The following is an 18,151-nucleotide window of genomic DNA, read 5'->3' on the forward strand; positions in this document are numbered from 1 at the left end:
CTGGAGGAATTTTCCTCCAGTTTTTTTTACGCATAAAAAAGAAGAGGATCACTCCTCTTCTATAGCACCATCATAAGCTTGATTGATTGTTTTGCTGATCTTATCTTTAGATATCTCTAGTTCCTTCAGACTCTTTTCAAGAGTATTTAAGTTCTTCATAACTTTACCATAACGGTCATCTAAACGATCAGTATCACTCTTAAGCTTGATAATTTGTTTTTCTATTTCTTTAATATTCTCTGAACGGTTAAAGTCCTTAGTGATGTTAATAAGTGTAAAGACAACTCCCATAAGTGTAGAAGGAGAAGTCATTAATACCTTCTTATTATGTGCATAATCATACAGATCAGCACATTCATCACATAAATAGAGATAGATGGCTTCACTTGGAATAAACATCACCGCTTCTTCCAATGTTTCCTCGGTAATATATTTATTAGAGATATCATCTATATGTTTCTTAACATTCTTCTTGAATTCATTCTGATAAGAAATATCCTTTGGATTATCTACTATCTTTAAATAGTTTTCCATAGGAAACTTAGAATCAATAATTAATACTTTTGTATTACCAGGTAAATGTAAAGCTGCATCACCTATCTTACCATTGCTTAAATGATACTGTTCCTCATAGATATGCTGATTATCACCACAATAAAGAGATAGGATATGGTAGAGCTGATACTCACCAAAAGTCCCCCTCTTTTTTGTATTGGTCATAATCACATTGATTTCATGCATGCCATCAACCATATGATTAATTTTTACATCGGACTGACCAAGTGATCTATTTGTTTCATTTAATAAAGAAATAATAGAATTATATTGTCCATCAAGTGATGAATGAGCAGCCTCTGTCTGAATCATCTTTTCATGAATTTTCATCTGTGATGTATAGAGAAGATAGATAACAATCACCAATAATACAATACAAATAATACTTAATACTATTTCCATATTACTTACGCTTTAAATCTACAATAATTTCTAAACGAGGTGTATGAGGTTCTTTATCTAAAGAAATTATAGTATTCACATCAAACATTTCTTCTAACTGATGTAATGTCTTTGCGAGAGTACTCATGTTATCAGAAACAATAATGACATGCTTAATACCTGATAAAGTGATAGACTTTAATAAGTCATCAGTCATTCCATCAACAGTTTCATTAATGATTAATGCATCATAACTATGATTCTTTAAATGATGTGCTGCCTGATCATTGACATGTCCAGCAATAAATAGCTTATTGTCTAACTCTAATCTCTTTGCATTTTCAGTGGCATCATGGATACTTACCTTATTGTCATCAATTGCGACAACTTTATTTTCTAACTGTAATTCCATGATTCCTGAACCACAACCCATAGATAAAACATCTTCCTTCTTATCTAATAAAGAAGCAATCTGTCTTGTCTTTTCATCATCCATTTCTGGATTAAGAATCATATCAGAACGTACTGAAATCTTGAAATCCTTATACTGTGCATGTGTCTGACCATAGATTCTCTTGAATCCCTGTTCATAGAAATCCTGATAACGAGATGTATTCACTGTATAATATAATGCAGTGACTTCATCTAATGCAGCAATCTCCTTAGTCACAGTCTGGCTGATACCATCCTGTCCAGTAACGAATGCCACCTGCATTTCTTCACCAATCTGTCGAATGATTAAGAATCTTAAGCCTTTCTTGAACTTATCATTATAATCACGACATTTATTTGCATTAAGAATATCTTCAATCTTCACAAGTAAGGAATTGATCTTCTGTGTCTGAAGAGGACAATGATCCATTAAAGTAAGGAACTTTGTTTCACGCTGGTAAACGCCCACACATAACTTTCCACTAAAGTAAGTAATTGGGAAAGCAACGATATGACGATAATGTTCTGGCTCTTTCATTCCTACAACAGGCTTGATATCCAAGTCTTTTACAGATAAATCTGTATATTTATGAAGTGTTTCTTTTAATAATTCACGTTTATGAACTAACTGATCAGCATAATTCATATGCTTTAAAGCACATCCCATACACTGATTGTACTGATCACATTCAGGATCCTTTCTTGCTGATGAAGGCTTCTTATATGCAGTCACATGACCTAACATATAAGTCTGTGTCTTCTTATCGATTTCTACTTCAACCATTTCTAATGGTAAAGCATTCTGTACGAAGATAACCTTCTTCTTAATATAACCAATACCTTCACCATTAATACCAAGTTTCTTGATATTTATTTCTTCTCTATCTTTTCTTGGCTTTGAAGTGAATCTTCTTGGTTTTTTGTCAAATTCTCTTACTGGTTTCTTTTCGAAGTCTTCTCTTGGTTTTCTGTCGAAATCTCTTCTTGGCTTCTTATCAAAATCTCTTCTTGGTTTTCTGTCAAAATCTCTTCTTGGCTTTGATTCTGAGTCTCTTCTTGGCTTTCTGTCAAAATCTTTTCTTGGCCCTCTATTTTCTTTCTTATAGCCTTTATCAGACCCCTTGTTGAAGCTTTTGCGGCTATCCTTTCTAGTTTTTCTGTCTTTGTCAAAATTTTTTCTTCTTGGTTTACTCTTTCCAAAATCTTCTCTTGCCATTTTGCGTTGTTCCTCCTTAAGTATGCAATATGAGTCAAATACATTCCCACATAGAAAATCTCACTTGCCCAATCAAATACAAATAAGATAACACAGATTGAGGTAAGTGGTCCATATAAAGATGTAAGATCTGCATATTTAAAATAATAGTTTAATGCAATATATAAAATCACTATCCCACCAGAAGTTACAAAAGCTCCCTGAAGGGCTTCATGATATGTGATACGTTCTCTAGGCACTATCATATAGATAGCCATAAAAAATAGGACCATAATAAGAAATAATAGGACAAAGCGCATAAATGCAATGCCATATAAAAAATGAAATACTCTTGATATAGGTCCTGTCGCAAGTAATACAATTGAAATCAGTAATGTACCAAGTAGTAGCATTGTCACCTTAAAGACATAAATATACCAGGCAATCACTGATTCACTTCTCTCTTCTACTGCAAACATCTTCTTAGAAATATCATAGATATTCCCTATGCCTCTAGATACAGCATAAAAAGACCAAATAAACACTAATATAGAGACTGTATTTAAAGAGTTGCCCTTTAATGTATCAAGAATCATCTCTGCATAAGCGGGCTTAATAAATTCTTTAATACACATCTCTAGAAACTCTACGCTAATATGTAAAGAAGATGTCACAACTGCAATAATAGTTGTAGCAGGGATCAGCAGGATGATTAAATAAAATGATAAAGCGGCGCTAGAGAAACTAGGTACATAATAACGATAGTCATCATATATAGCCATTGCCTTATTATATATATCTTTCATGACTGCTCCCCTCCAAAAGAAAAAACACTTTAATCGTGTTTTTCTTCATTTTCTTTTTGACTTTCCTCTTCTGGGATAATAAGTCTCAATAATTCAATTCTGTTTTTATCAATCTTTTCAATAATAAACATACAGTCATCAACATAAACCTTCTGATGAGGATTTGGTGAACCATTCACCTGACCTAAGACAAGACCACCAATAGATTCAAATTCTTCTGAAGCAAATTCTGTACCACAGCGATCATTGACTTCATCTATGTTCAAACTGCCATCTACTAAATAGACGTTTTTAGAAATCTTCTTTACTTCTTCACTATTGTCATCATATTCATCATCGATTTCACCAACGATTTCTTCGACAATATCTTCTAATGTCACAATACCAGCCATAACACCATATTCATCTAATACAACTGATAAAGAAACATGTTCCTTACGCATAGAAGCAAAAACATCTGAAATATGATTAAATTCATAAACGAAATAAGCATCTCGCATATAATCCTTTACCTGGAAATGTTCATGATCAACAGGCTTCATTAAGATATCCTTAATATGTAATACACCAACAATCTCATCACCCTCTTCTGAAAGAACAGGTAAACGAGAATATTGTGATTCCTGTAATACAGCAACCACTTCATCATAAGTCGCATCATAATCAACTGTAGCCACGTGAATACGTGGTGTCATGATTTCTTTAATATCAGTATCACCAAAATCAAAGATATTATGCATCATTTCTTTTTCTTCATCTTCTAATACACCTTCTTCATGAGACACGTTTACAATTGTTTTTAAGTCTTCTTCAGAAAGTGTAGGTTGTGGATCAATATTACCACCTAATATATGAATCAAGCCATGAGACACAGCTGTTAAGATAACGACAACTGGTGTAAATATGAAATTTATTAATTGAATAAAGCGACAGAATCTATAACATAATGCTTCTGCTTTACTTACAGCTAAAGTCTTTGGTGTAATTTCACCAAAAATAAGAATCATTAACGTAACAAACCCTGTTGCAACCGCAACACCTGTTCCTTCATTACCAAATACACTAATTACAAATGATGTAGTCAATGAAGAAGCTAAAATGTTGACAAGGTTATTGCCTACTAGAATTGTACTTAACAAATGATCTGTATCTTCTAAAAGATTAGAAACAATTAAAGCCTTGGCGTGATGAGGATCCTCTTCATCCTCACTTACAGTCTTTACTCTAATCTTAGAAACAGACATAAATGCAGTTTCTGCACTAGAAAATAAGCCTGACAATCCTATCAATATAATAAAAATAACAACCATCATTATCTGACTCGAGTCCACGACACTATCATACTCCTTTAATAACTATATTGAGTGCTATATACAAAAGCACAAGTCTATTATACATTTTTTATAAGAAACATCAATAAAAAACAAAAAGGAGGAACAAATGTTCCTCCCAATGAATGATTATTATTTAAGTAATGATCTATATAATGCTTCAATATCTTCAACTGAAGTATCTCTTGGGTTACCAGGACGGCAAGCATCAGCATATGCATCCTTAGCTAACTGAGGAATATCTTCTTCCTTAACAACACCCTTAAGAGTCATTTCGATACCAACATCTTCACCTAACTTCTTAACAGCATCTACAGCAGCTTTACGGTATTCTTCCTGAGTCATACCATCTACACCTTCAACACCCATTGCCTTAGCGATATCTTTATACTTTTCACCAGTATATTCAGCATTGTATTCCATAGTTGTTGGAAGTAAGATTGCACAAGCTTTACCATGAGGCATATCATAGTAAGCACTTAATGTATGAGCCATAGAATGGTCAACACCTAAACCTACGTTAGAGAATCCCATACCAGCAACATACTGACCTAAAGCCATACCTTCACGTCCTTCAGCAGTGTTTTCAACAGCACCTCTTAATGAACGAGCGATGATTTCGATAGCTTTAATATGGAACATATCTGAAAGTTCCCAAGCACCTTTAGTAATATAACCTTCAATAGCATGAGTTAAAGCATCCATACCTGTAGCAGCAGTTAATCCTTTTGGCATTGAAGACATCATTTCTGGGTCAACAACAGCAACTACTGGAATGTCATGATTATCTACACATACGAATTTACGTTTCTTTTCAACATCAGTAATTACATAGTTGATTGTAACTTCAGCAGCAGTACCTGCAGTAGTAGGAACAGCGATGATTGGAGCACAAGGATTCTTAGTTGGTGCAACACCTTCTAATGAACGTACATCAGCAAATTCAGGGTTTGTAATGATGATACCGATTGCTTTAGATGTATCCATTGAAGATCCACCACCGATAGCTACGATACAGTCAGCGCCTGCTTCTTTAAATGCAGCAACACCAGTCTGTACGTTTTCGATAGTTGGGTTTGGTTTAATATTGCTGTAAAGAACATATTCAATACCAGCTTCATCTAATAAATCAGTTACTTTCTTAGTAACTCCAAACTTTACTAAATCAGGGTCAGAAGCAACAAATACTTTCTTAAATCCTCTTGCTTTAATTTCTTCAGGAACAGCTTTAATAGCACCTGCTCCATGATAACTTGTTTCATTTAACATGAACTTATACATGATTATCAATCTCCTTTTAATTAACTTTTCTGAACTCATGTTAACACTGTAAGTGTTATCATTCAAGTGACAGATAAGTAGATTTGTCACTTTGTGAATAATTTTACAAAAACTTGTTAAAAAAAAGACAATCGATTTCTCAATTGTCATTTCATTCCCTAAATATTCAATTTTACTTACGCTTACTTTAATTGACAGATTATTCAGTAACTTTCTTTTTTGTAGCTAATACAACTGCTGCTAAAGCACTGACTAATAATAATGAAGCATATAATGCAATATTCATAGTATCACCAGTTTTTGGTGCTTCTTTCTTAGTAGTAGTTGTAGTTGTTGTACCTTTGTTTCCTGCAGGTTTTGTAGGTGTAGTAGGCTGAGCTGGTGTAGTAGGAGTTACAGTTGGTGCTGGAGCCTTTACTGAAGTTTCTACATACATAGACTTATATTTATCCTGACCGTTTAATTCGAATGCAAAAGCAAATTCAATTTTAGAATACTTTGTCCAATCTACTGAAATCTGGTTTGTAAAAGTATCATCCCAAGTTTTTGCATTTTTTAATGCATCGTTAGTAAATGTGACCTTACCTTTACCTTCTTCATTTACTTCTACCTTAGATGAAACACTGATAATAGGCATTGCTGCGTCGTCTGCACCATAAACATACATTTCCTGAGGATAAACTGCTCCACCTTTAGCATCTACTTCAAAGACAATATCACTATCCCCTGTCCATTTAGGTGTAAGTAAAGTGATTTCTGGTTCATAAGCTGCAGGTGTAGTTTCAGGTGCAGGTGTGGTTTCAGGTGCAGGTGTAGTTTCAGTTACAGCTGGAGTTTCTCCAGTGACTACTGCATCTTCTGCAAATACTGCTGTAGTAGATAATGCTGATACTGATAAAGCACAAGCGACTAACATAGTCATCAATTTCTTGTTCATAATCGTTTTCTCCTTATTTGATTTGTCCCAAAAAGAAGTCTTTTCAACTTTTCTAATAATGCAAAAAAGGCATAGAATATCTATTAAGAATAAATAATTCATGTCGATACACTATAAGTTTGTCAAAAAGATCAGAGTGTCCCTTCATATGTATTTCTTCTGTCCATCATAAGCGTAAAAATGTTTATACATAATTGTCTACCCTTCTTATAGATTACTTATGTAATCCTTTTCAAGACTTTTGTTATTATACTATTTTATTTTAACAAAACTTGAAAAGCAGCATAAAAGAACAGTATTTAGAACGAATGTTGTATTATGCAAAAAAGAGACCTTATTTCAGATCTCTTAATAGTTCATCTAACTTAGGTGGTAATGCTTCTATCAGCATATCAGCTAATTCTTCAGGCTTCAGCTTATATCCCCCTGTTGCCCAATCTACAGTCATAGTAATAGACCCATGACAATACATTTCCAATAAGAATTCAATATCTGATGGGATATTATTACCTAGCTTTCTCTTAATAATATTCTGATAGAAAGTGAGAATACAGTTATAATCATAGTTTTCTACATTATTATAATCTTTAGATTTAAATGCTTCTTTAAAGAATACTCTATCATGATAAATAAATTCAAATTTCTTAGTAAGCCCTTCTCTTAAAGTTTCACTATTGCCAATCTGTAAGAAAGACTTATCCGCTAATACTTCAAAATACCAGTTCACAAGATCATATTTATCGCGAAAATAACGATAAAATGTCTGTCTAGTCTTACCGCTTATTTCCACAATATCAGTCACTGTGATCTTATCAAGAGACTGATGATTCATCAATTGTTTGATGCATTCTGCAAATACATATCGTGTATCTCTCAAGATTCTCACCACCTTTGCAACATTATAACAAACCTATCTACAAAAATAAAGAAGACAACCCCCATAGAGGTTGTCTCTTAATGATTAAAGTTCGATATCACAAAGTTCTGAAGCTAAACCGATGTATGAAGAAGGTGTCATATCTAATAAAGTCTGACGGTCTTCATCACTTAACTGTTCTAGGCTCTTTGCGAATGCCTGAATATCTTCCTGAGAAATATTCTTACCACGAGTTAAGGCCTTAAGTGTATCATAAGCATCTGGTACACCATATTTTCTTAACATTGTCTGAATAGGTTCTGCAAGAACTTCCCATTTTTCATTTAAGTCTTTTGCAAGCTTTTCTTTATTTACAACACACTTAGCTAAGCCGCCAGTTGTTTCAGAAATAGCCTGTAATGAATATCCGAAGCATAATCCTAAGTTACGCTGACTTGAAGAGTCTGATAAGTCTCTCTGCATTCTTGACTTAGGAAGCTTGTTAGATAATGCAACACATAGATTATTTGATAAATCAATGTTTGCTTCAGAGTTTTCAAAACGGATTGGGTTAACCTTATGAGGCATAGTTGAAGAACCAACTTCACCCTTAACAGGAATCTGTTTAAAGTATTCCATTGAGATATATAACCACATATCTACATCTAAGTCAGCCAATATATTATTGAAATGACGGATACCATCTAAGATATGACAAGTATAGTCATGAGATTCAATCTGAGTAGTTAATGGATTGAATGTAAGTCCTAAATAGTCTTCTACGAATTCCTTATTTAATGTAGGCCAATCTTCATTAGGGAAGGCTGTTAAGATTGCACTGTAGTTACCAGTTGCCCCATTGAATTTTGCTTTAATCTTGACATTTTCAACGTTTTCAATACTAGAAAAGAAACGATAAGCATAGACTTTGAATTCTTTACCAATAGTTGTAGGTGTAGCAGGCTGTCCATGAGTATGTGCAAGCATTGCATCATCCTTATGATCTACTGCTAATTTATTGATCATTGAAGCAAATTCTTTAGCTGCAGGTAACCAAACATCCTTTAAACCATGTTTAATCATACATGCATATGATGTATTGTTGATATCTTCAGAAGTACATCCGATATGTACATAGCTTTCTAAATGTTCATAACCTAAAGCTTTAAGCTTTTCATCAATGAAATATTCTACTGCCTTAACATCATGTCTTGTAACAGATTCGATTTCTTTAATTCTCTTGAAAGAATCAAAGTTGAAATCCTTAGAAATCGCAAGAATATCCTCTACCTTGTTAGGATCAACCTTGTCTAAAGTTTCTGTATGAAGGTGATCCAACTGGAACTTCAACCACTGGATTTCTACAAACACTCTATACTTAACAAGTGCATATTCACTGAAATAATCAGCTAACTGATCTTTAATCTTGCCATAACGTCCATCTAGAGGACAGAGTGTCATACTTTCAAATTCTAATTTATCCATTCGTTATTCTCCTTTAAAATACTTCACGCCGGCTTCAAATAACTTCTGATCCATTTCACCGTAGATGTTAAGGTCTCTGTTTTCACCCTGACGTTCAGAATGACCCATCTTACCTAATACTCTACCATCTTCAGAAATGATACCTTCAATACCATACATAGAACCATTAGGGTTATATGGAGATTCCATAGTCACATTTCCATTTGGATCAACATACTGGAATGCTACCTGACCATTATCAATTAACTGATCAAGTACTTCCTGAGGTGCAACGAAACGTCCTTCACCATGAGAAATAGGGATAATATGTTCATCACCTAACTCTACATTAGCAAGCCATGGAGACTTCACACTAGATACTCTTGTAGTTACCATCTGAGATAAATGACGTCCAATTGTATTGAATGTTAGAGTAGGATCATCTTTACTCATATCCTTAATATGTCCATGAGGAAGTAAACCAAGTTTTACTAATGCCTGGAATCCATTACAGATACCAATCATTAAGCCTTCACGATTGTCTAATAAATCATCGATTGCAGCCTTTAATCTTGGGTTACGTAATACAGTTGCAATGAACTTACCTGAACCTTCAGGTTCATCACCAGCTGAGAAACCACCTGGTAACATCATGATCTGTGCATTATGGATTGCTTTTTCTAATTCATCAACAGACTTCTTAATATCTTCTTCTGTCTTATTTCTAATAAGAACAAGCTGAACCTTTGCACCTGCTTTTTCAAATGCACGTTTAGAATCAAATTCACAGTTAGTTCCTGGGAATACAGGAATAACAACATTTACTTCATCATACTTCTTAGAAGCAAACATTTTGCCTCTTTCATTGCAGCCACCAGTACGTACTTTTGTAGTAGGTGCTTTTGCTGTAGTAGGATAGACAGATTCTAATGGTGCACTATTCATTTCATATGCATCATCAAGTGTAACTTTCTCACCCTTATATGATACAGCCTTTTCTTCATTTGTAGAAGCAATAATACGAACATTTTCATATCCTTCAACAACTTCTGCATTGTCTACTTCTACAACAATATGTCCAAAGTTCTTTTCAACTAAATCATTAAGTGTTAATGCATCGTCAAATGCTACACCAATTTCATTACCAAATGCCATCTTGTAAACAGCTTCAACTAAACCACCGTCTTTAACTGTATAAGCTGAATAAGCCTTACCAGACTGGATCAATGCTTCTACTGCATCGAACTGTTTTCTTAATGCTTCAAAATCAAATACATGGAATTCATCCTTAGGAAGCATGAATTCTACTAATACATGTCCTGCTTCTTTTAATTCAGGAGTGATGACTTTATGTACATCTCCACCAGTAATCGCAAATGATACTAAAGTTGGAGGAACATCTAAGTCTTCAAATGAACCTGACATAGAATCCTTACCACCAATAGAAGGTAATAATAATTCTTCCTGAGCACGATAAGCACCTAATAATGCGCTGAATGGTTTACCCCATCTCTTAGGATCATTTAATAACTTTTCAAAGAATTCCTGGAATGAGAAACGAATTGTATGCCAAGTACCACCCATTGCGATGATCTTTGCTACAGATTCTACAACTGCATTGATAGCACCATGATATGGTGACCATTCAGAAATAAGTGGGCTATAGCCATAACTCATTAATGAACATGTAGTTGTTTCTTTTCCTAATACTGGAATTAATGCAGCCATACCTTCAGTTTCTGTACGATATGTCTTACCACCAAATGGTGAAAGAACAGTACCATTACCGATAGAAGAGTCAAAACGTTCTACTAAGCCTTTCTGAGAAGCTGTAGATAAACGAGATAATACTTCTTTAGTTGTTTCAGTGAAGTTTTCTTTTGCTTCTGGGTTGAATGGTGCCTGATCAAAATCAGGTAATTCTACATGGATATCCTGATAACGTTTAGCTCCTGCTTCATCTAAGAAGTCTCTAGAGATATCTACAATAGTATCTCCCATATATTTCATAGTTAAACGGTTCTTATCTGTTACTGTAGCAACCTGTACAACTTCAAGGTTTTCATCATGAGCTGCCTGGATACAGAAGTCTTTATCACATTCATTGATGACAATAGCCATACGTTCCTGTGATTCACTAATTGCAAGTTCAGTACCATTTAAACCTTCATATTTCTTTAATACTGCATCTAAGTTGATATCTAGACCAGGTGCTAATTCACCAACGGCAACGCTGACACCTCCAGCACCAAAGTCATTACATCTTACAATCTTCTTAGAGAATTCTTTATTTCTAAATAATCTCTGAATCTTTCTTTCTTCAACTGGGTTACCTTTCTGTACTTCAGCACCAGCAGTTTCAGTTGTCTTTAATTCATGCTTCTTAGAAGAACCAGTCGCACCACCAATACCATCACGACCAGTGCGTCCACCAATTAATAAGACAATCTGTCCATTTTCAGGAATTAATCTCTTAACCTGTTCTTCTGGAGCTGCTGCCACAACAGCACCTAATTCCATTCTCTTAGCAACATAACCCTGATCATATACTTCATGGACAAAACCAGTTGTTAAACCAATCTGGTTACCATAAGAAGAGAAACCATGAGCGGCTTCTTCACAGATCTTTCTCTGTGGTAATTTACCAGGAAGTGTATCCTCTAATTTCTGACGAGGATCACCAGCACCAGTAATACGCATAGACTGATAAACATAAGCACGACCTGATAATGGGTCTCGGATAGCACCACCTAAACATGTAGCAGCACCACCAAATGGTTCAATTTCTGTTGGATGGTTATGTGTTTCATTCTTAAACATTAATAACCAATCTTCATCACCATCAGTTGTATGAACCTTTAAACGAACTGAACATGCATTGATTTCTTCAGATACTTCCATATCATCCAAATATCCACGCTTTCTAAGTTCTTTCATAGAAATAGTTGCAAGATCCATTAAAGTAAGTGTTCTCTTTGTATCTACACCATAAACAACATGACGGCTTGCTTTATATTTTTCTACATCTTTTTCTAAGATTTCTTTAAATGCACCATTTGCGATATCAATATCTGTAATAACAGTCGCAAATGTTGTATGACGACAATGGTCAGACCAGTAAGTATCTAATACTCTGATTTCAGTTTCAGTAGGATCTCTCTTTTCTACATCTCTAAAGTAGTTCTGAGTCACCTTTAAGTCATCAAAGTTCATAGCAAGACTCATCTTTTCAAGTAATGCTTCAACTTCTTCATCAGTGAAACCAATAAATCCTTCAATCACTGGAACCTTCTTGATTTCAACAACAGCATCATTTAAATCTGCTGGCTTTTCTAAAGACGCTTCTCTAGAATCAACAGGGTTAATTAAATAATGTTTAATTGCTGGTAATTCATCACTAGAAACACCTTCGATCACAATAAGCTTTGCACATTTAACCTTAACGCCTTTTTCACCAGTTAATAACTGGAAGCACTGTTCACAGGCATCAGCTCTAGCATCATACTGTCCTGGAAGATATTCAATCGCAAAACTTACAGCTCCTTCTGGAATTGCATATTCTTCACGATATACTTCATCTACCATTGGCTCAGAAAGAATAGTAGGAATACCTTCTTCTAATACTTCTTCAGTAATACCCTGAAGATCATAACGGTTGACAACTGTTAAGTTAGAAATGTCAGTTAAACCAAGTCTTGTCATCAAATCATGTTTGATAGAATCTGCTTCAACCGCATTTTCTTTTCTTTTTTCTACATAAACGCGATAAACTTTAGCCATGTTATCCTCCTAATGTAAGCCAATATCTTTACGCATATACATGCCATCAAAATGAATGTTTTCAATTGCATCATAGACTTTCTTTCTTGTTTCTTCAAGATCATGTCCTAATGCACAAACATTTAATACACGTCCACCATTTGTGACGATTTCATTGTTTTCATTACGTTTAGTACCTGCATGGAAGACAACGATATCATCTGGAAGATGATCTAAACCAGTAATGACTTTACCCTTTTTATAAGATCCAGGATAGCCTCCACTTGCAAGAACAACACATGTTGCCTGTTCATCTTTCCACTTAACATCAACATCTTTCAATGTATTTGTCGCACATCCATACATTACTTCATATAAATCACTGTCAAGTCTCATTAAGATAACCTGAGTTTCAGGATCACCAAAACGAACATTGAATTCTAATACCTTAACATCCTGATCCTTGATCATTAATCCAATAAAGACTACCCCACGATAATCCATATGATCTTCATGTAAAGCTTTCATGAATGGATCAAGAATCTTTTCCTTGAAAGTTCCTTCCATACCTTCAGGTAAGAATGGATTAGGTGATACTGTACCCATACCTCCAGTATTAGGACCTTCATTATTATCATAAATCTGTTTATGATCCTTTGCAGATACCATAGGTATGATTGTATCATGGTCTACAAAGCACAATAGAGAACATTCAAAACCAGTTAAGAATTCTTCTAAAACTACCTTCTTACCTGCTTCACCAAAAGCACTGCCATCAAGCATAACCTTTAATTCTTCTTTTGCCTGTTCTTTTGTTTCACAGATTACAACTCCCTTACCTGCTGCAAGACCATCAGCCTTAACAACAACAGGAAGATCAAATGCATCTAATGCTTTAACAGCTGATTCATAATCAGTCACTTCTTCATACTTTGCAGTAGGAATATTGTGCTTCTTCATAAAATCCTTAGAGAAGGCTTTAGAACCTTCAAGAATAGCTGATTCTTTTCTAGGGCCAAATACTTTATGTCCTCTTTCTTCAAGATAATCAGCAAGTCCCATACATAATGGTACTTCAGGACCAATCACTGTTAAATCAATACCCTTTTCTTCAACAGTCTTTAAGATAAAAGGCATATCTTCTACACTACCTGGAATACATACAGCATCCATACCAGGATTACCAGGAATAGCATATAATTCAGTAACATGTTTACTCTGTTTTAATTTCCAGGCAATTGCATGTTCTCTTCCACCACTACCAATAACAAGAACCTTCATATAACGCCTCCTTAGTGTCTAAAATGTCTATAACCATTGAAGACCATTGTCATATCATGTTCATCACAATAGTCAATAGATTCCTGATCACGAACAGATCCACCAGGCTGTACAATAGCCTTAATGCCTGCTTTATCAGCCACCTGTGCACAATCACTAAATGGGAAGAATGCATCACTTGCTAATACAGCACCATGAAAATCCTTATCAGGATTATTATGAATTGCATTTTCTAATGCCCAGATACGTGAAGTCTGTCCTCCACCTACTGCAAGAGTACATCCATCTTTCACTAATACAATCGCATTAGACTTAACATATTTAACAACCTTTAAACCAAATTCCATATCAGATAATTCAGCTTCTGTTGGCTGTTTCTTAGTTACTACTTTCATTTCATCAATAAGCTTAGTATTTAATTCCTGAACAAGTGCTTTACCTTCAAGATACTTAATATCATACTTAGCATCACGTGCATCAAGATTCTTAAGCTTTAATAAACGTAAGTTCTTCTTCTTTTCTAATACTTCTAAAGCATCATCATCAAAATCAGGTGCTGCAATGATTTCTAAGAAAGTCTTCTTCATTTCTAAAGCAGTTTCCTTATCAATCTTATAGTTTACAGCGATGATTCCACCAAAGATAGAAGTTGGATCACCTTCATAAGCACGCTTATAAGATTCATAACCAGTCTTACCAATAGCAACTCCACAAGGTGTTGAATGCTTAATTGCAACAGTCACTAACTGATCACCAAATTCTCTTACGCAGGCAACTGCACCATATAAGTCATTCACGTTATTGAAAGAAATTTCCTTACCATGTAACTGTTCATAATCTAATAAAGAATGCTGAACATATGGATCAACATAAGCATTTGCACTCTGCTGAGAGTTTTCACCATAACGTAAATGATCTGTCTTCTTTAATGAAATATTTAAGATATCAGGGAATTCATCATGCACCTGATCAGCGAAATAACGAGAAATCATTGCATCATAGCTGCCTGTTAAGCTATAAGCCTTATAAGCAAGATTCATTCTGAATTCAAAATCAGTCTTATCTTCTCTAATAGCTTCTAATACAGCATCATAATCTTTTGGATCAGTAACAATCAATACATCCTTGAAGTTCTTAGCAGCAGAACGGATCATTGAAGGTCCACCGATATCAATATTTTCAATCATTTCAGCCATTGGCTTGCCAGCCTTAAGCGCTTTTTCAAACTCATAGAGATTACAACAAACAAGATCAATAGGTGTAATACCCATTTCTTCTACAGTCTTGACATGTTCTTCTACATCTCTTCTAAATAGAATACCACCATGTACTTTTGGATGAAGTGTCTTAACTCTTCCATCAAGGATTTCAGGGAAACCTGTCACATCATCAATTTCAATGGCTTTTACACCTGCTTCTAATAGTTTCTTATATGTTCCACCAGTAGAAACAACTTCAAAGCCTAATTCTTCAAGACCTTTCGCAAATTCAACAATACCTTCTTTATTTGTAACTGATACTAACGCTCTTTTCAACTGATCTTCACCCTTTCATTTTCTACAGAAACACGTCCTTCACAATATAAAGCAACAGCTTCTGGTAAGATTTCATGTTCGATTTCTAAGACACGTGCCTGAATGTCTTCAGGAGTCTCTAAGTCTGAAATATCAACCGCTCTTTGTAAGATGATTGGTCCACCATCCACTTCTCCAGTAACGAAATGAACAGTTGCACCTGACACCTTCACACCTCTTTTAAACACCGCTTCATGGACATGCATTCCATAGAATCCAGGACCACAGAAAGATGGAATAAGTGAGGGATGAATATTAATAATACGATTCTTATACTGTGCAAGTAACTTATCTCCCACAATAGCAAGATAGCCTGCTAATACAACAACATCAATCTTCTCTTCTTCAAATCTCTTTAAGATCTCATCTTCATCCTTGATCCATTCTGCCTGAATACCATGAAGACGGGCTCTTTCTAAACCGTAAGCCTTCTTACGGTTAGAAATAACCAGACGGATCTGTCCATTGATTTTTCCGGCTTCACACGCATCGATGATGGACTGAAGATCAGTTCCACCACCAGATACGCATACAGCTATGTTTAGCATAATTCTGCTCCCTTTTCACCTTCAGCAATATAACCTACTTCATAGCTTTCATAGCCAGCAGCATTGATTGCTTCGATAGTCTTTTCAACATCTGCTGGATCAACAGCAAGAACCATACCTAATCCCATATTGAATGTGTTGTACATCATCTTTTCTTCAACGTTTCCTGCTTTAGCAATTAAACCAAAGATAGGAGGTACTTTATAACTGTCCTTCTTAACAACAGCCTTTACACCATCAGGTAACATTCTAGGAAGGTTTTCATAGAATCCTCCACCAGTAATATGGCTGCATCCCTTAACCTTGATACCAGCATTCTTTACGCTCTTTAATGCTTTTACATAAATCTTAGTAGGAGCAATTAAAGCTTCACCTAAAGTAGTACCTAATTCGTCATAATAAGTATCTAAAGATTCTTTAGTCATATCAAATACGCTACGTACTAAAGAGAATCCATTACTATGTACACCAGTAGATGCAATACCAACTAAAGCATCACCAGGCTTGATTGTAGAACCATCGATAATATCTTTCTTATCTACAACACCTACTGCAAAACCAGCTAAATCATAGTCATCAACAGGCATTAAACCTGGATGTTCTGCAGTTTCACCACCAACAAGAGCACATTCAGACTGAATACATCCTTCAGCAACACCCTTAACGATAGTCGCAATCTTTTCAGGATAGTTCTTACCACATGCAATGTAATCAAGGAAGAATAGAGGTTCTCCACCTGAACAAGCAATATCATTAACACACATTGCAACTGCATCAATACCGATTGTATCATGTTTATCCATTACAAAAGCAAGCTTAACCTTTGTACCACATCCATCAGTACCTGATAAAAGAACTGGTTCTTCCATATCCTTGATCTTGCTTAAATCAAAAGCACCCGCAAAACCACCAATACCACCAAGTACTTCTGGTCTCATAGTAGCCTTAACATGCTTCTTCATTAATTCCACTGACTTATAACCTGCTTCAATATCTACTCCAGCTTTTTTATAATCCATGTTTCTTCATCCTTTTATCTATTATTTTTCCATTCTTGCAAGAACTGCTTTATAAGTTTCAATTAAGTCACCGATATCCTGTCTGAATACGTCTTTGTCATACTTCTTGTTAGTATCTACATCCCATAAACGGCAAGAATCTGGTGAAATTTCATCAGCTAATACGATTTCGCCTTCTTTAGTCTTACCAAATTCGATTTTGAAATCTACAAGCTTTAAGTTTAATCTTAAGAAGAAAGCTTTAAGTAATTCGTTGATCTTTAATGTTTCAGATTTGATAGTGTTATATTCATCTCTAGTGCAAAGACCTAAAGCTACAGCATGGTCTTCATTGATTAATGGATCACCATATTCGTCATTCTTATAACTAATTTCAAAAATTGGTTCTGCTAAAACAACACCTTCCTTAGCACCAAGTCTCTTACAGAAAGAACCTGTAGTAATATTACGCACAATTACTTCTAGTGGGAAGATTTCTACTTTCTTAACTAAATCATCAGTATCATTTAACTTTTCAATCATATGAGTCTTGATACCAGCTTCTTCTAACATGTCAAAGATAATACCTGAAATAGTGTGGTTTAATACACCTTTACCAGCAAACTGATCATGTTTTACACCATTACCTGCAGTTGCATCATCCTTATAATGCATTAAGATAACATCTTCGTTATCAGTTGCAAAAATTTCCTTAGCTTTTCCTTCGTACATTAATTCTTTCTTTTCCATTGT

At 34.9% G+C, this 18,151-nt stretch carries 14 protein-coding genes; all 14 read right to left on the reverse strand.

What is annotated here, in order from left to right:
- Nucleotides 1–48: 48 nt before the first annotated feature.
- On the reverse strand, nt 49–957 hold the full coding sequence (locus tag NQ499_RS09535; protein ID WP_006506979.1) for a DNA recombination protein RmuC: 909 nt from the start codon (nt 955–957) through the stop codon (nt 49–51).
- Between the two features lies 1 nt (nt 958).
- Nucleotides 959–2,242: a 23S rRNA (uracil(1939)-C(5))-methyltransferase RlmD gene (gene rlmD, locus NQ499_RS09540; protein WP_040390229.1), complete on the reverse strand. Its 1,284-nt coding sequence runs from the start codon at nt 2,240–2,242 to the stop codon at nt 959–961.
- 59 nt (nt 2,243–2,301) lie between these two features.
- Nucleotides 2,302–3,369, reverse strand: a complete 1,068-nt coding sequence (locus tag NQ499_RS09545) for a YihY/virulence factor BrkB family protein (protein ID WP_006506981.1) — start codon at nt 3,367–3,369, stop codon at nt 2,302–2,304.
- A gap of 29 nt (nt 3,370–3,398) precedes the next feature.
- Complete coding sequence (locus NQ499_RS09550) at nt 3,399–4,682, reverse strand: HlyC/CorC family transporter (RefSeq protein WP_006506982.1); 1,284 nt, start codon at nt 4,680–4,682, stop codon at nt 3,399–3,401.
- Nucleotides 4,683–4,832: 150 nt separating this feature from the next.
- On the reverse strand, nt 4,833–5,981 hold the full coding sequence (gene fucO, locus NQ499_RS09555) for a lactaldehyde reductase (RefSeq protein WP_022424508.1): 1,149 nt from the start codon (nt 5,979–5,981) through the stop codon (nt 4,833–4,835).
- Between the two features lie 199 nt (nt 5,982–6,180).
- A complete protein-coding gene (locus NQ499_RS09560; protein ID WP_040390225.1) occupies nt 6,181–6,918 on the reverse strand; it encodes a sortase B protein-sorting domain-containing protein in 738 nt (245 codons plus the stop codon).
- 334 nt (nt 6,919–7,252) lie between these two features.
- Complete coding sequence (locus NQ499_RS09565) at nt 7,253–7,795, reverse strand: TetR/AcrR family transcriptional regulator C-terminal domain-containing protein (RefSeq protein ID WP_238319903.1); 543 nt, start codon at nt 7,793–7,795, stop codon at nt 7,253–7,255.
- A gap of 84 nt (nt 7,796–7,879) precedes the next feature.
- Nucleotides 7,880–9,259 carry an adenylosuccinate lyase gene (gene purB, locus NQ499_RS09570; protein ID WP_006506986.1) on the reverse strand — a complete coding sequence of 460 codons (1,380 nt, stop codon included), beginning with the start codon at nt 9,257–9,259 and terminating at the stop codon, nt 7,880–7,882.
- Between the two features lie 3 nt (nt 9,260–9,262).
- Nucleotides 9,263–13,018, reverse strand: coding sequence for a phosphoribosylformylglycinamidine synthase (locus NQ499_RS09575; RefSeq protein ID WP_006506987.1), 3,756 nt, complete (start codon nt 13,016–13,018; stop codon nt 9,263–9,265).
- 9 nt (nt 13,019–13,027) lie between these two features.
- Nucleotides 13,028–14,278, reverse strand: a complete 1,251-nt coding sequence (gene purD / locus NQ499_RS09580; RefSeq protein WP_006506988.1) for a phosphoribosylamine--glycine ligase — start codon at nt 14,276–14,278, stop codon at nt 13,028–13,030.
- A gap of 11 nt (nt 14,279–14,289) precedes the next feature.
- On the reverse strand, nt 14,290–15,813 hold the full coding sequence (gene purH / locus NQ499_RS09585; RefSeq protein ID WP_006506989.1) for a bifunctional phosphoribosylaminoimidazolecarboxamide formyltransferase/IMP cyclohydrolase: 1,524 nt from the start codon (nt 15,811–15,813) through the stop codon (nt 14,290–14,292).
- The gene (gene purN / locus NQ499_RS09590) at nt 15,810–16,400 is read right to left on the reverse strand and encodes a phosphoribosylglycinamide formyltransferase (protein WP_006506990.1); all 591 of its coding nucleotides are present in this window, start codon (nt 16,398–16,400) and stop codon (nt 15,810–15,812) included. The genes purH and purN overlap by 4 nt, the downstream gene beginning before the upstream one ends.
- A complete protein-coding gene (purM, locus tag NQ499_RS09595) occupies nt 16,394–17,419 on the reverse strand; it encodes a phosphoribosylformylglycinamidine cyclo-ligase (RefSeq protein WP_006506991.1) in 1,026 nt (341 codons plus the stop codon). Before purM ends, purN begins: the two co-directional genes overlap by 7 nt.
- 21 nt (nt 17,420–17,440) lie before the next feature.
- Nucleotides 17,441–18,148, reverse strand: coding sequence for a phosphoribosylaminoimidazolesuccinocarboxamide synthase (gene purC, locus NQ499_RS09600; protein WP_006506992.1), 708 nt, complete (start codon nt 18,146–18,148; stop codon nt 17,441–17,443).
- Between the last annotated feature and the right edge of the window lie 3 nt (nt 18,149–18,151).

This window comes from Catenibacterium mitsuokai, assembly GCF_025148785.1.
In the GTDB taxonomy this organism is placed as follows: domain Bacteria; phylum Bacillota_I; class Bacilli_A; order Erysipelotrichales; family Coprobacillaceae; genus Catenibacterium; species Catenibacterium mitsuoka.

What these genes read in the sequence shown, in the direction of transcription:
- purN (WP_006506990.1), bottom strand. Translation starts at nt 16,400, where the DNA reads ATGCTAAACATAGCTGTATGCGTATCTGGTGGTGGAACTGATCTTCAG.
- NQ499_RS09560 (WP_040390225.1), bottom strand. Translation starts at nt 6,918, where the DNA reads ATGAACAAGAAATTGATGACTATGTTAGTCGCTTGTGCTTTATCAGTA.
- NQ499_RS09550 (WP_006506982.1), bottom strand. Translation starts at nt 4,682, where the DNA reads ATGATGGTTGTTATTTTTATTATATTGATAGGATTGTCAGGCTTATTT.
- NQ499_RS09575 (WP_006506987.1), bottom strand. Translation starts at nt 13,018, where the DNA reads ATGGCTAAAGTTTATCGCGTTTATGTAGAAAAAAGAAAAGAAAATGCG.
- NQ499_RS09545 (WP_006506981.1), bottom strand. Translation starts at nt 3,369, where the DNA reads ATGAAAGATATATATAATAAGGCAATGGCTATATATGATGACTATCGT.
- purC (WP_006506992.1), bottom strand. Translation starts at nt 18,148, where the DNA reads ATGGAAAAGAAAGAATTAATGTACGAAGGAAAAGCTAAGGAAATTTTT.
- fucO (WP_022424508.1), bottom strand. Translation starts at nt 5,981, where the DNA reads ATGTATAAGTTCATGTTAAATGAAACAAGTTATCATGGAGCAGGTGCT.
- purM (WP_006506991.1), bottom strand. Translation starts at nt 17,419, where the DNA reads ATGGATTATAAAAAAGCTGGAGTAGATATTGAAGCAGGTTATAAGTCA.
- purB (WP_006506986.1), bottom strand. Translation starts at nt 9,259, where the DNA reads ATGGATAAATTAGAATTTGAAAGTATGACACTCTGTCCTCTAGATGGA.
- purD (WP_006506988.1), bottom strand. Translation starts at nt 14,278, where the DNA reads ATGAAGGTTCTTGTTATTGGTAGTGGTGGAAGAGAACATGCAATTGCC.
- NQ499_RS09535 (WP_006506979.1), bottom strand. Translation starts at nt 957, where the DNA reads ATGGAAATAGTATTAAGTATTATTTGTATTGTATTATTGGTGATTGTT.